This window comes from Kitasatospora sp. NPDC001540 (assembly GCF_042894345.1).
Taxonomy (GTDB): domain Bacteria; phylum Actinomycetota; class Actinomycetes; order Streptomycetales; family Streptomycetaceae; genus Kitasatospora; species Kitasatospora phosalacinea_C.
Genome location: NZ_JBIAVO010000015.1, coordinates 16,872 through 30,678 on the forward strand (window position 1 = coordinate 16,872; position 13,807 = coordinate 30,678).

Sequence of the window (13,807 nt, forward strand, 5' to 3'; positions counted from 1 at the left end):
GGCCGCCCGGCCTGCGGGTCCGTCGCGTATCGCGCACCCGCCCGTCCGTGACGAAGATCGTGAGCATGAGCACCGAGACCCCCCTGCTGACCTCCCTGCGCTCCCCGCGCGTCGTCGCCGCCCGCCGCCTGGCCAAGCGCAACCAGCGCGGCAAGGAGCGGCGCTTCCTGGCCGAGGGCCCGCAGGCCGTGCGGGAGGCGGTGGCGTTCGGGCGGCTGCCGGACGGCGAGCACGCCGTGGTCGAGGTGTACGCGACGCCGGAGGCCGCCGAGCGGCACGCGGAGATCGTGGCCGCGGCGCGGGCGGCCGGGCGGCCGGTGCTGACCGCCACCGAGGAGGTCGTCGCGGACATCTGCGACACCGTCACCCCGCAGGGCATCGTGGCGCTGTGCCGGTTCATCGACACCCCGTTCGAGCAGGTGCTGGCGGCCCGGCCGAAGCTGGTCGCGGTGCTCGCGCACGTGCGCGACCCCGGGAACGCGGGCACCGTGCTGCGCACCGCGGACGCGGCCGGGGCGGACGCGGTGGTGCTGACCGACGCCTCGGTGGACCCGTACAACCCGAAGGCGGTGCGGGCGTCCGTCGGGAGCCTGTTCCACCTGCCGGTGGCGACCGGGGTGCCGGTGGAGGAGGCGGTGGCGCGGCTGCGGGCGGCCGGGGTGCGGGTGCTGGCCGCGGACGGGGCCGGGCAGCGCGACCTGGACCAGGAGCTGGACGAGGGCACCCTGCAGGGGCCGTGCGCCTGGGTGTTCGGCAACGAGGCCTGGGGCCTGCCGGAGGAGACCCGCGCACTGGCGGACGAGGTGGTGCGGGTGCCCATTCACGGGCACGCGGAGAGCCTGAACCTCGCGACGGCCGCCGCCGTGTGCCTGTACGCCTCCGCGCGCGCCCAGCGCTCCCGCGGCGGGTGTCGCGCCGAGGGCCGAGCGCGCTAGGGTCGGTTCCTGGGCCTGCGAGGGGGCGGGCGGGGGAGGACACCCATGGGCGGCGTCAACTGGGCACCGGTCGAACCTGACGACCTGCCGGACGGACTGGTGGTCGCGGACGGGCAGGGCCGGGTGGTGGTCTTCAACCGGGCCGCAGAACGGATCACCGGCCGCTCCGCGCGCCACGCGATCGGCGTCGAGCTGGAACGGGCGCTGCCGCTGGAGGACCTGGACGGCCGCCGCTGGTGGCCCCTCACCGACCCGTACGGCGGGCTCGCGGTGCGCACCGGGCAGCCCGAGCGGAACCTGCTGCTGGACGGGCGCGAGGTGCTGGTGTGTGCCAGGTACGTGCGCGAGCGGCCCGGCGGGCCGGTGCGGCAGGTGGTGGTGACGCTGCGCGGCACCGAGGCGCGGCGGCGCACCGAGCGCTCGCACGCCGAGCTGATCGCCACCGTCGCGCACGAGCTGCGCTCCCCGCTGACCAGCGTGAAGGGCTTCACGGCGACGCTGCTGGCCAAGTGGGAGCGGTTCAACGACGGTCAGAAGCGCGTCATGCTGGAGACCGTCGACGCGGACGCCGACCGGGTGGTGCGGCTGATCGCCGAGCTGCTGGACATCTCCCGGATCGACGCGGGCCGGCTGGAGATCCGCAAGCAGCGGATCGACCTGGCCGCGGCGGTGCGCCGGCACGTGGCCGGGAAGGTCGCCGCGGGGATCCCCGCCGAGCGCTTCGACATCAAGGTGGCCGGGCCGCCGGTCGAGCAGTGGGGCGACCCGGACAAGATCGACCAGGTGCTGGGGAACCTGCTGGAGAACGCGGTGCGGCACGGCGAGGGCACCGTCACCATCGAGGTCGGCCCGGCCGAGGAGCTGGTGGAGGTGCCCGGCACGCCGCCGCGGGTGGTGGAGGGCACCGCGGTGACCGTCAGCGACCAGGGCGCGGGCATCCCCGAGGAGGCGATGCCGCGGGTGTTCACCCGGTTCTGGCGGGGCTCCCGGCGGGGCGGCACCGGCCTGGGCCTGTACATCGTGAAGGGCATCGTGGAGGCGCACGGCGGGGTGATCCGGATCAGCCGGGCCGAGGGCGGCGGCGCCCGGTTCCGGTTCGTGCTGCCCGCGGGCGTCCCCGACTTCATGCTCTGAGCCCGCCCGGGGCGCGGTCACCCGCCCGGGGCGGTCGCGGGCTGCGACTACACTCGACCTTTGGCGTTCTGGGACGCCCGGCGACGCAGCAGACCTGATCACGAGCAGGAGCACGGGAAAGATAGAGATGTCGGCACCCAATAAGTCGTACGACCCGGTCGAGGTCGAGGCCCTCAAGCCCGAGGTGGTGGAACAGGCCCGGGACGAGGCGCTCGCCGCCTTCGCCGCCGCCGCCGACCTCGACGAGCTCAAGCAGGCGAAGGTCGCGCACACCGGCGACCGCTCCCCGCTGTCGCTCGCCAACCGAGAGATCGGCGCCCTGCCCCCGCAGGCCAAGGCCGCCGCGGGCAAGCTGATCGGCCAGGCCCGCGGAGCCGTCAACCAGGCCCTGGCCAAGCGCCAGGTCGAGCTGGAGGCGGAGCGCGACGCCCGGGTGCTGGTCGAGGAGGCGGTGGACGTCACCCTGCCGTACGGCCGCGTGCCGCGCGGCGCCCGGCACCCGCTGACCACGCTCGCCGAGCGCATCGAGGACACCTTCGTCGCGATGGGCTACCAGGTCGCGTCCGGCCCCGAGGTCGAGGCGGAGTGGCTGAACTTCGACGCCCTCAACCTGCACGCCGACCACCCGGCCCGCTCGATGCAGGACACCTTCTTCGTCGAGGCCCCCGACGGCACCGCCGACTCCGGCATGGTGCTGCGCACCCAGACCTCCCCGGTGCAGATCCGCGCGATGCTGGCCGGCGAGCCGCCGCTGTACGCGGTCAGCCCCGGCCGGGTCTACCGCACCGACGAGCTGGACGCCACCCACACCCCGGTGTTCCGCCAGGTCGAGGCGATCGCGGTGGACGAGGGCATCACCTTCGGCCACCTCAAGGGCACCATCGAGGTGCTGGTGGAGAAGCTGATCGGCGGCGGCCTCGAACTGCGCTGGCGCCCCTCGTACTTCCCGTTCACCGAGCCCAGCGCCGAGATCGACCTGCAGTGCTTCGTGTGCCGCGGCGCCTCGGTGGGCAACCCCGACCGCCCGTGCCGGACCTGCTCCTCGGAGGGCTGGATCGAGCTGGGCGGCTGCGGCGTGGTCAACCCGCGGGTGCTGGTCGCCGCGGGCATCGACCCGAGCCGCTACAGCGGATTCGCCTTCGGCCTGGGCCTGGAGCGGATCCTGATGAACCGTCACAACGTCGCCGACATGCGCGACATGGTCGAGGGTGACGTCCGCTTCACCCTCCCGTTCGGGATGGAGATCTGATGCGCGTCCCGCTTTCCTGGCTGCGCGAGTACGTCGACCTGCCGGCGGGCGAGACCGGCCGGGACGTCGCGGCCCGGTTGGTCCGCGCGGGTCTCGAGGTGGAGACCGTCGAGCAGCTCGGCACCGACCTCAAGGGCCCGCTGGTGGTCGGCGAGGTGCTGTCGATCGAGGAGCTGACCGGCTTCAAGAAGCCGATCCGGCACTGCTTCGTCAACGTCGGCACCGCCAACGGCACCGGCGAGCCGCAGGAGATCGTCTGCGGCGCCACCAACTTCCAGGTCGGCGACAAGGTCGTGGTGATCCTGCCCGGCGGCGTGCTGCCCGGCCCGTTCCCGATCTCCGCCCGGCAGACCTACGGCCACACCTCGGCCGGCATGATCTGCTCCGCCCGCGAGCTCGGCATGGGTGACGACCACAACGGCATCATCGTGCTGCCGCCCGAGTACGAGCCCGGCACCGACGCGATCGAGCTGCTGCAGCTGGTCGACGAGGTGCTCGACATCGCGGTCACCCCCGACCGCGGCTACTGCCTGTCGATGCGCGGCGTGGCCCGCGAGGCCGCCGCCGCGTACGGCCTGCCGCTGGCCGACCCGGCGCTGCTGGACGTGCCGCCCGCCAACTCGTACGGCTACCTGGTGAAGGTCGCCGACCCGGTGGGCTGCGACCGCTTCGTGGCGCGCACCGTCACCGGCGTCGACCCGGGCGCGAAGTCGCCGATCTGGCTGCAGCGCCGCCTGCAGAAGGCCGGGATCCGCCCGGTCTCGCTGGCCGTCGACATCACCAACTACGTGATGCTGGAGGTCGGGCAGCCGCTGCACGCCTACGATCGCAACCGGGTGGACGGGCCGATCCAGGTCCGCCGGGCGGTGGAGGGCGAGGAGCTCACCACGCTGGACGGCGTCAAGCGCAAGCTGTCCGCCGAGGACCTGCTGATCTGCGACAACTCCGGCCCGATCGGCCTGGCCGGGGTCATGGGCGGCGCCAGCACCGAGATCCTCGACCCGGTCGTGGACGCCGGGACCGGGCTGGCCACCGGCACCACCGACATCCTCATCGAGGCCGCGCACTTCGAGCCGGTCGCCATCGCCCGCGCCGCCAAGCGCCACAAGCTGCCCTCCGAGGCGTCCAAGCGCTTCGAGCGCGGCGTCGACCCGGAGGCCGCCCGGGCCGCCGCGCAGCGCGCCGTCGACCTGCTGGTGCTGATCGCGGGCGGCACCGCCGAGGCCGGGGTCACCGACATCGCGGCCCCGCACCCGGTGCGCACCATCCCGATCGACGCGGACCTGCCCGACCGGGTCGCCGGTGCCGAGTACGGCCGCGAGACCGTCACCCGCCGCCTGCAGGAGGTCGGCTGCACCGTCGTCGGCACCGACGTCCTGGAGGTCACCCCGCCGTCCTGGCGGCCCGACCTGACCGACCCGTACGACCTCGCCGAGGAGGTCATCCGGCTGGAGGGCTACGACAACGTCCCCGCCCGGATGCCGGTCACCCCGCCCGGGCGCGGCCTGAGCGAGGCGCAGCGCTTCCACCGGCGGGTCGGCGTGGCGCTGGCGGGCGCGGGCTACGTGGAGATCAACGCGTACCCGTTCGTCGGCGAGGCCTCCTTCGACGCCCTCGGGCTGGAGGCGGACGACGCGCGCCGCCGCACCGTCAAGCTGGTCAACCCGCTGAACGACGCCGAGCCGGCGCTGCGCACCACCCTGCTGCCGGGCCTGCTGGGCGCGCTGCGGCGCAACGTGGGGCGCGGCAACACCGACCTGGCGCTGTTCGAGACCGGCACGGTGTTCCTGCCCAAGGCCGAGCCGAAGGTCGCGCCGCGGCTGCCGGTGGACCGCCGCCCGACCGAGGAGCAGCTCGCCGAGCTGGACGCCGCCCTGCCCGACCAGCCGCGCCGGGTCGCCGTCGCGCTGACCGGTGAGCGGCTGCCGTCCGGCTGGTGGGGCAAGGGCGCGCCGTCCGGCTGGGCGGACGCCGTCGAGGCGGCCCGGGTGGTCGCCGCCGCCGCGGGCGTGGAGCTGACGGTGCGCCAGGCGCAGTACGCGCCGTGGCACCCGGGGCGCTGCGCCGAGCTGCTGGTCGGCGAGGAGGTCGTCGGCCACGCCGGTGAGCTGCACCCGCGGGTCGTCAAGGCGCTGCACCTGCCGGAGCGCACCAGCGCGATGGAGCTCGACCTGGACCTGCTGTTCGAGGACGGCCGCCGGGTCTCCGGCCCGCCGGTCTCCGCGTACCCGGTGGCGACCCAGGACGTGGCGCTGATCGTGGACGCGGGCGTGCACGCCGCGGACGTGGAGGCGGCGCTGCGCGAGGGCGCGGGCGAACTGCTGGAGTCGCTGCGGCTGTTCGACGTGTTCACCGGCGAGCAGGCGGGCGCGGGCAAGAAGTCGCTGGCGTACACGCTGCGCTTCCGGGCCACCGACCGGACGCTGACGGCCGACGAGGCGTCGGCGGCCCGCGCGGCGGCGGTCGCGGTGGCCGGTGAGCGCACCGGCGCGGTGCTGCGCGGGGCCTGACGGCCCGCTGCGGGACGGAGCCCCGTCGCGCCCCCGGGTGGGGTGCGGCGGGGCTCCGGCGTGCTCCGGCGTGCTCCGGCGTGCCCGGGCGGCGAAAACGCGTGCGGGGGCGGGGCGTTGGGTGTGCTAGGTTCTCGATGTCAGCCTTCGAACGCGCCCGCGGCAGCGTCGGAGGCTTTTTTCATGACTGGTCACGGATATCTGGCGCTGCTGCGGCAGCGGGAGTTCGCGGGGCTGTACGCAGGTTTCACGCTGCTGGCGGGGGCCGGGACGCTGTCCGGGTTCGCGTTGGGCGTGCTGGTGCAGGCGCGCACGGGGTCGCCGTTCCTGACGGCGGTGAGCATGTACGGGTCGTCGTTCGCGGCGGTGCTGGGCGCGTTGACGCTGATGTCGGCCGCGGACGGGGAGCGGCCGCGCCGGACGCTGGTGGCGCTGCACCTGCTGGCGCTGGCGGCGACCTCGGCGCAGGCGGTGCCGGGGCTGCCGCTGGCGGCGCGGTTCGGGCTGCTGCTGGCGGTCGGGTTCTTCCAGTCGCTCGGCACCGGGACGCGGATGGGCCTGCTGGCGGAGATCGTGCCGCCGGAGGGCTACGCGCTCGCCCGGTCGCTGATGAACGTCACCGCGGGCGGGGCGGCGGTGCTCGGCTTCGCGCTCGGCGGGGCGCTGCTGACGCTGCTGTCGCCGTACCAACTGATGGGCGCGGCCGCGGTGTTGACCGCGCTGGCGACGGCTGTGGTGGCGGCGACGGTGCGGGAGCGGTCGGTGCGGCCGCCGCGGCGGCCGGGGTTGCGGGAGACCTGGCGGGGCAACGTCGAGCTGCTGGGGCGCCCGGGGCGGCGGGCGCTGCTGCTGAACCTGTGGGTGCCCAACGGGCTGGTGGTGGGCTGCGAGGCGCTGTTCCTGCCGTACGCGCCGGGCGCCGCCGGGACGCTGCTGGCGGCGAGCGCGGCCGGGATGCTGGCGGGCGACCTGCTGGTGGGGCGGCTGCTGGACGAGGCGCGGCGGGCCCGGCTGGCGTACGGGTTGCGGCTGCTGCTGGCGGGTCCGTTCCTGCTGCTGGCGGCCCGGCCGCCGGGGTGGGCGGCGGCGCTGGCGGTGGGCGTGGCGGGCGTCGGGTTCGCGGCGACGCTGCCGCTGCAGGAGCGGCTGCTGGCGCTGACCCCGGCGGCCGGGCGGGGCCAGGTGCAGGGGGTGGAGTCGGCGGGCCGGATCGCCTGGCAGGGCGTGGGCGCGGCGCTGGCGGGGGGCCTGGCGCAGTGGGTGGAGGTGCGCTGGGCGATCGGGGCGCTGGCGGGGGCCTCGCTGCTGGTGACCGTGCTCTCGCGCCCGGCGGTGGTGCGGGAGGGGCGGGCGGCGGCGGTGGCGGCGCGGCCGGTGGCGGCGGGGGGCGCGTGACGTGCGGGGCGGGGCGGTGTTCTCCGGGGGCGGCCGGGGGCGGGCGGTCACAGCGGGCGGTGCATGACGTACAGGTCGACGTAGCCGAGGCGGGGGTGGTGGAAGCCCTCGGGGACGGTGCCGACGACGGCGAAGCCGAGGGAGCGGTAGAGGCCGACGGCCGGGGTGTTGGTGGCGACCACGGCGTTGAACTGCATGGCGCGGTAGCCCCGTTCGCGGGCCCAGCGCAGGGCCTCCAGGCACAGGGCGCGGCCGGTGCCGCGCCCGGCGTGCTCCGGGTCGACCATGAAGCTGGCGCTGGCGACGTGGGCGCCGTTGCCCGCCTGGTTGCGGTTCATCTTGGCGGTGCCGAGGACGCCGCCGGTGCTCTCGTCGACGGCGACCACGGTGCGGTCCGGCGCGGGCAGCATCCACCAGCCGCGGGCCTCGTCGGCCGTCAGGTCGGTCGGGTAGGTGAACGTCTCGCCCGCGGCGACGATGCGGTGGAAGAACGGCCAGACGGCGGCCCAGCTCTCGGGGGTGGCTTCGCGGATCTCCATGGCCTCCCAGGGTGGCCGTCGGTGGGCCCGGTGGCCAGCGGTTTTCCGGGCGGCGCGGGCGGGGGTGCGGCGCGGGGCGGGGCGGTGCGGCGGGGCGGATCCGGTCGGACGTCTTGCGCCGGGGGTGATGCGGACGCTTCAATATCCGTTAGGAAAGTTTCCTAACCCTCTGCTGCGGGCGCCCCCATGCCCGCAGCCGGCAGACGGAGCGTCAGATGCACCCCAGCAAGCACCGCACCGCCCGCACCGCCCGCACCGCCCTCGCGGTCCTGGTCGGCGTCCTCCCGCTGACCCTGGCCGCGGCCGGGACCGGACACGCCGCCGCGCCCGCCGCGGCCGCGGTGTCGGTGGCGTCCGTCGGGCTGGACGACCCGGCGAAGAAGGAGATCGCCATGGAGCTGGTCTCCTCGGCGGAGAACTCCTCGCTCGACTGGAAGGCCCAGTACAAGTACATCGAGGACATCGGCGACGGCCGCGGCTACACCGCGGGCATCATCGGCTTCTGTTCCGGCACCGGCGACATGCTCGAACTCGTCCAGCACTACACCGACCTGAAGCCCGGCAACGTCCTGGCCAAGTACCTGCCCGCGCTGGAGAAGGTCAACGGCACCGACTCGCACTCCGGCCTCGGCAGCGCCTTCGTCAGCGCCTGGAAGACCGCCGCCAAGGACACCGTCTTCCAGCGGGCCCAGAACGACGAGCGCGACCGCGTCTACTTCAACCCCGCGGTCAAGCAGGCCAAGGCGGACGGGCTGCGCGCCCTGGGGCAGTTCGTCTACTACGACGCCATCGTGATGCACGGCCCCGGCAGCAGTTCCGACAGCTTCGGCGGGATCCGCGCCGCCGCGATGAAGAAGGCCAAGACTCCGGCCCAGGGCGGCGACGAGGCCACCTACCTGAACGCCTTCCTCGACGCCCGGAAGGTGATCATGAAGCAGGAGGAGGCGCACGCCGACACCAGCCGGGTCGACACCGAGCAGCGGGTGTTCCTCAACGCGAAGAACTTCGACCTCAACCCGCCGCTGAAGTGGAAGGTCTACGGCGACCCGTACCAGATCAACGGCTGACCCCTCCCGTCACGACCCGAACGGCCCGAACGACCCGAACGGCCCGGCGCCCGCACGCGCCGGGCCGTTCGCCGTGCGGCTCGCCGGGGCGAATCGTTTGCTGACGTACAGTCAACACACTTGCTCCGCACGGTTGTTACGGATCGGACACATTCCGGACGGGTGGCCCCGGCGGCTCGTAGCGTCGGCCACGACCCGTGTCCGGCCCGAGGGGAAACCATGCGCATCCGAGCGATCGCCACCGCCTGCCTGGTCGCCGCGCTGGTGCTGACGGCGACGGGCTGCGGGGCGGACGGGGACGACCGGGCACCGGGGGCGGAGGACGCCGGGCGGGCCGCGTTCGGCGACGTCGAGGTGGTCTCCTGCACGGTGGACGACCAACTGCAGTGGCCCTCCGCCACCGTCCGGATCACCAACCACACCGCCACCACCAGCAACTACGTGGTGCAGATCGCCTTCGAGGACGGCCAGGGCCGCCCGGTCACCGGGGGCGTGGCCGCCGCCACCACCCTCCCGCCCGGCCAGGACGCCGTCGAGCACGCCCAGGGCACCGCCGACCCGCACGGCCCGGTCAGCTGCCGGATCGCCGACGTCGCCCGCTACGCCAGCCCCTGAGCTACCGCGCGGCCGCGGTGTGCGGGGTGCCGAGGGCGAGCATCCGGTGCAGCACGGCGGGCGGGACGGCCGGGTTGCGGACGGCGAACTCGGCGGTCCGCGGCTCCAGCAGCAGCGCCACCAGGTCCGCCACCGGCAGCGCGGGGTTGGCCCAGGCGCGGTAGCGCACCCCGGCGTCGGGGTCGGCGGCCAGCGCGGACACCGCCGCGGGGGAGAGGCGGCGGTCCTCGGCGGCGGTCCGGCGGACGGTCGGGTCCGGGTCGGCGGCGAGCCGTTCGACGTCCGCGGCGGTGGCCTCCGGGTCGTCCGGCACGAGGGCGCGCAGCAGCGGGTTCGGGTCGGCGGCGAAGCGCAGCAGGCCCGCGCGCGGGAAGTTCGGGTGGGAACGCGGGCGGTCGGGGAACGAGAAGCTCCCCTTCCACCAGGAGGCCACCTCCAGCAGCATCCAGGCCGGGGCGTCCGCGCAGGACTCGGCCAGGAAGAGCCGCACCACCCGGTCCTCGTCGCGGGCCAGCAGCTCCACCACGTCCGCGGGCAGCCGCGGCGCCCGGGCCACGCTGCGGCGCACCAGCAGCTTGGGCGAGGCCGCCAGCAGGCGCATCGCCGCGCCGTCGTCGTGCAGGGCGCCCACCCACCACAGGGCGATCGTCAGGTTCCCCGGGACGATGTCGGGCACCGCTGCGGCCATCGCCGCCAACTCGGCGGCGGTGGCGGGCGGCCGGGCGCCCGGGTGGGGCGCCTCCCCGACGCCGCGGCCCCGCCGCCGGGCCGCCGCGCGCTGCTCGGCGAGCTCCGCGAACCGGCTGCGCAGCTCCGGCTCGGGGGTGGCCGCGAGCAGGCGTTCCCACTGCTCCGGCGACAGGCGGCCGAGCTCCGCCGCCCGGCTGCGGACCCGGCGCTCCGGGTGGGCGAGGGCGGCGTCCAGCACGGCGGCGGGCAGGTCCGGGCGGGACAGGCAGTCGGTCTCGTCGAGGTCCAGCAGGGCGAGCAGCACCGCCACGGGCGCCGCCCGGTTGAAGCCGAGGCCGGAGAGCCAGGTCAGGCCGAGGCGGCGGTCCACCGCGGGGGCCGCGAGCAGCGGCTCCCAGCCGGGGGCGAGGGGGGTCCGGGTCACCGGCCGAGACTACGGCCCGCGGGGGGAGGGGGCGCGGGGCGGGGCGGTGCGGGCGGTGGGGGTGGTGGGACCGGGCCTCCCGGCGCGCCGCCGGTCGCTCGCGTCACGAAGCCGGAACGTCGGCGGGCGCCGGGCCGTCGTCGACGGTCGGCCGCACCGGGAGGGGGCGGAACTCCCCAGGGCCTCCCCGGAGTTCGACCGTGGCGACCGTGGCGGGGGTCGGTCGGTGGGGAGGAGCGCAGGTCAGGAGGCCGCGGTGTAGTCGTAGAAGCCGCGGCCGGACTTGCGGCCCAGCAGGCCCGCGTCGACCATCCGGGAGAGCAGCGGCGGGGCCGCGTACAGGGGCTCCTTGTACTCGTCGTACATCGACTCGGCGATCGAGACGATGGTGTCCAGGCCGATCAGGTCGCACAGGCGCAGCGGGCCCATCGGGTGGGCGCAGCCAGCCTCCATGCCCTTGTCGATGTCGGCGGCGGTGGCGACGCCGGTCTCGAACATCCGGACGGCGGAGAGCAGGTAGGGGACGAGCAGGGCGTTGACCACGAAGCCGGCCCGGTCGCGGGCGCGGATCGGCTCCTTGCCGAGGACCTCGACGGCGAACTGCTCGGCGCGGGTGGTGGTCTCGGCGGAGGTGGTCAGGGTCGGGATGACCTCGACGAGCTTCTGCACCGGCGCCGGGTTGAAGAAGTGCAGGCCGATCACCTGCTCGGGGCGGCCGGTCGCGGCGGCGAGCTTCACGATCGGGATGGAGGAGGTGTTGGAGGCCAGGATGGCGTCGCGGCGGGTCACCGCCTGGTCCAGGGTCTGGAAGATCTTGACCTTGACGTCCTCGCGCTCGGCGACCGCCTCGACGACCAGGTCGCGGTCGTGGAAGTCGGCGAGGTCGGTGGTGAACGACAGTCGGGACAGCGCCGCGTCCCGGTCCTCCTCGGACAGCTTGCCGCGCCGCACCGCGGTCTCCAGGGAGTTGGTCAGCCGGGTGCGGCCCAGCTCCAGGGCCTCGCCACTGGCCTCCGAGACCAGCACGTCCAGGCCGGAACGGGCGAAGACCTCGGCGATGCCCGACCCCATGAGGCCGCAGCCGACTACTCCGACGCGTGCGATGTCGCTCACTCAAATGCCCTTCGGGACGGAGCCGGGGATCACCCGGCCTGGTGTCGCGGACGCGCTGGTCCGCCCGGACGACGGTACTACCTGCCTTAACGCCCGTTCACATCGGTGCGTGCCGACGGCGGCGCGCCGGACGCTGGGCCGAACGGGTGAGCGTCGGCCGTGAGCTGCGCGCGCTCCCCCGTGCGCCCCCGGGCGGGGACCACAATGCGGAGGTCCAGCCGGAGGAGGGAGCAGGCAGATGGGGACGGGATCACTCGCCGGGCAGGTCGGACTGGTCACCGGGGCCGGACGCGGCATCGGCCGCGAGATCGCCGTCGGGCTCGCCGCCGAGGGCATGGCCGTCGGCCTGATCGGCCGCACCCACGACAGGCTGATCGCCACCCTCAAGGAGTGCGTCCGGCACGGCGCCCGCGGCGTCGCCGTCACCGCCGACGTCACCCGCCCCGGCGCCGTCCGGGAGGCCGTCCGCTCGATCGAGCGCGACCTCGGCCCCGTCGACCTGCTGGTCAACAACGCCGGACAGGTCGACCGCGCCGAGGTGCCGATCTGGGAGACCGACCCCGCCCAGTGGTGGCAGGTCGTCGAGACCAACCTGCGCGGCCCCTACAACCTGCTGCGCAACGTCCTGCCCGGCATGGTGCGGCGCCGCCGCGGCCGGGTGGTCAACCTCAACAGCGGCTTCGCGCTGCGCCCCGACGGCCACTACACCGCGTACGCGACCTCCAAGGGCGCGCTGCTGAAACTCTCCGACAACATCGCCGACTCGGTCGGCGAGCACGGCGTCGTGGTGCTCGACATCAGCCCCGGCGCGGTCGCCACCGAGATGACCGCGGGCATGGAGATGTTCCGGGACATGAAGGCCTGGGGCTCCATCCCGTACATGGTCGCCGTCACCGTCGACGCCGCCCGCGGGCGCTTCGACGGGCTGCACGGACGCTTCCTGCACGCCGGGCGCGACAACCTGGAGACCCTGGTCGCCTCGGCCGGTGCCATCCGCTCCGCCGACGCCCGCACGCTGCGGCTGCGCCCGTACGGGCCGGACGACCCGATGGCGTGACGCCCGCTCAGGGTTCGAGCAGGGCGGCCAGCTCGGCGTCCGGGAGGGAGCCCGCCGGGCGGCCCTCGCGGGCGAAGGCGGCGGCCAGGCGCTGCAGGGCCTCGTTGAGCGGCGTCGGCACGCCGTGCAGGCGGCCCAGCAGGACGACCTCGCCGTTCAGGTAGTCCGCCTCGATGTCGCCGGTGCCGCGCACCAGCGACTGCCAGGACGAACCGCCGCCGCGCACCGCGCCCTCCAGCGGCACCAGCGTGACCCGGTCGCCGCGCCGGACCCGCTGCTCCTCCTCGGACGGGTGGGTGATCCCGGCGGCCGCCAGCACCGCCCGCCCCTCCGCCCCGAGCTGCCGCCAGGCCCGCATCCGCAGCTCGCCGTCGATCGGACCGGCCACCGCCTCCAGCGCGTTGCCCAGGTTGCTCAGCAGCTTCGCGTACTTCCAGGCCATCACGTCCGCGACGGCGTACCCGTCGAAGTGCGAGTCCTGCAGGTCGGCGGCGATCCGGGTGGCGGTCCCGTCCGTGCCGTGCGGGTAGCGGCCCAGGTGCAGCACGCCCGAGCGGGGCGAGCCCGCCGCCGAGACCGCGCCCGGCTCCAGGTGGGTGGACGGCAGCCACACGCACATCCCGTACACCCGGGCGAAGCGGCGCAGCGCCAGGCGCTCGTTCTCCACGCCGTTCTGCGCGCACACCAGCGGCAGCCGCTCGCCCGCCGTCCCGCCGCCCGCGACCGGGCGGGGCGCCCACGCGTCGAGCAGGGCCGCCGAGTGCTGGGTCTTCACCGCCAGCACCAGCACGTCGTCCGGCGTCAGTTCGACCTCCTCCGGGCCGCCGACCGCCGGGACCGGCAGCCGGTGGACGCCGTCCGGGACGGTCAGCCGCAGGCCGTCGGCGCGCAGTGCCGCCAGGTGCGGGCCGCGGGCGACCAGCAGGACGTCGCGGCCGCTCTGGTGGAGCCGACCGCCGATGGTGCCGCCGACCGCGCCGGCGCCCAGGAAGATGTATCGCATGCGGTCGAGCATGCCACGCCCGGCAACCGGGCCGTTCGGGCGCAGAGGTCAACCGGGTGGTTCGGGAACAGAGGTC

At 75.1% G+C, this 13,807-nt stretch carries 12 protein-coding genes; 8 read left to right on the forward strand and 4 right to left on the reverse strand.

Annotation, left to right across the window (positions count from 1 at the left end):
• The first annotated feature begins 65 nt into the window (after nucleotides 1–65).
• The 5 genes from ACFY00_RS19070 (at nucleotide 66) to ACFY00_RS19090 (ending at nucleotide 7,223) form a co-directional block, all read left to right on the forward strand.
• Nucleotides 66–935 (forward strand): TrmH family RNA methyltransferase, encoded by an 870-nt coding sequence (locus ACFY00_RS19070; RefSeq protein ID WP_388032664.1) that lies wholly within the window; start codon nucleotides 66–68, stop codon nucleotides 933–935.
• Between the two features lie 45 nt (nucleotides 936–980).
• On the forward strand, nucleotides 981–2,069 hold the full coding sequence (locus ACFY00_RS19075) for an ATP-binding protein (protein ID WP_388032665.1): 1,089 nt from the start codon (nucleotides 981–983) through the stop codon (nucleotides 2,067–2,069).
• 127 nt (nucleotides 2,070–2,196) lie between these two features.
• On the forward strand, nucleotides 2,197–3,318 hold the full coding sequence (gene pheS, locus ACFY00_RS19080; protein ID WP_388032666.1) for a phenylalanine--tRNA ligase subunit alpha: 1,122 nt from the start codon (nucleotides 2,197–2,199) through the stop codon (nucleotides 3,316–3,318).
• Nucleotides 3,318–5,828, forward strand: a complete 2,511-nt coding sequence (gene pheT, locus ACFY00_RS19085; protein WP_388032667.1) for a phenylalanine--tRNA ligase subunit beta — start codon at nucleotides 3,318–3,320, stop codon at nucleotides 5,826–5,828. Before pheS ends, pheT begins: the two co-directional genes overlap by 1 nt.
• Before the next feature lie 183 nt (nucleotides 5,829–6,011).
• On the forward strand, nucleotides 6,012–7,223 hold the full coding sequence (locus ACFY00_RS19090; protein WP_388032668.1) for a hypothetical protein: 1,212 nt from the start codon (nucleotides 6,012–6,014) through the stop codon (nucleotides 7,221–7,223).
• 47 nt (nucleotides 7,224–7,270) lie between these two features.
• Here ACFY00_RS19090 and ACFY00_RS19095 read toward each other — a convergent pair whose 3' ends face one another.
• Nucleotides 7,271–7,762, reverse strand: coding sequence for a GNAT family N-acetyltransferase (locus tag ACFY00_RS19095; protein WP_388032669.1), 492 nt, complete (start codon nucleotides 7,760–7,762; stop codon nucleotides 7,271–7,273).
• A 215-nt stretch (nucleotides 7,763–7,977) separates the two neighbouring features.
• Here ACFY00_RS19095 and ACFY00_RS19100 point away from each other — a divergent pair, with 215 nt between their 5' ends.
• Together ACFY00_RS19100 and ACFY00_RS19105 are read left to right on the forward strand one after the other, a co-directional pair.
• A complete protein-coding gene (locus tag ACFY00_RS19100) occupies nucleotides 7,978–8,829 on the forward strand; it encodes a chitosanase (RefSeq protein ID WP_388032670.1) in 852 nt (283 codons plus the stop codon).
• Between the two features lie 219 nt (nucleotides 8,830–9,048).
• The gene (locus ACFY00_RS19105; protein ID WP_388032671.1) at nucleotides 9,049–9,444 is read left to right on the forward strand and encodes a hypothetical protein; all 396 of its coding nucleotides are present in this window, start codon (nucleotides 9,049–9,051) and stop codon (nucleotides 9,442–9,444) included.
• 1 nt (nucleotide 9,445) lies between these two features.
• Here ACFY00_RS19105 and ACFY00_RS19110 read toward each other — a convergent pair whose 3' ends face one another.
• Both ACFY00_RS19110 and ACFY00_RS19115 read right to left on the reverse strand, forming a co-directional pair.
• Nucleotides 9,446–10,558, reverse strand: a complete 1,113-nt coding sequence (locus tag ACFY00_RS19110; RefSeq protein WP_388032672.1) for a hypothetical protein — start codon at nucleotides 10,556–10,558, stop codon at nucleotides 9,446–9,448.
• Between the two features lie 243 nt (nucleotides 10,559–10,801).
• The gene (locus tag ACFY00_RS19115) at nucleotides 10,802–11,671 is read right to left on the reverse strand and encodes a 3-hydroxybutyryl-CoA dehydrogenase (RefSeq protein ID WP_388032673.1); all 870 of its coding nucleotides are present in this window, start codon (nucleotides 11,669–11,671) and stop codon (nucleotides 10,802–10,804) included.
• A 238-nt stretch (nucleotides 11,672–11,909) separates the two neighbouring features.
• Between ACFY00_RS19115 and ACFY00_RS19120 the strand changes: the two genes are divergently transcribed.
• Entirely contained in the window at nucleotides 11,910–12,728 is an 819-nt protein-coding gene (locus tag ACFY00_RS19120) for an SDR family NAD(P)-dependent oxidoreductase (protein ID WP_388032674.1), read from the forward strand.
• A gap of 7 nt (nucleotides 12,729–12,735) precedes the next feature.
• Here ACFY00_RS19120 and ACFY00_RS19125 read toward each other — a convergent pair whose 3' ends face one another.
• Nucleotides 12,736–13,731: a ketopantoate reductase family protein gene (locus ACFY00_RS19125; protein WP_388032675.1), complete on the reverse strand. Its 996-nt coding sequence runs from the start codon at nucleotides 13,729–13,731 to the stop codon at nucleotides 12,736–12,738.
• Nucleotides 13,732–13,807 lie beyond the last annotated feature (76 nt).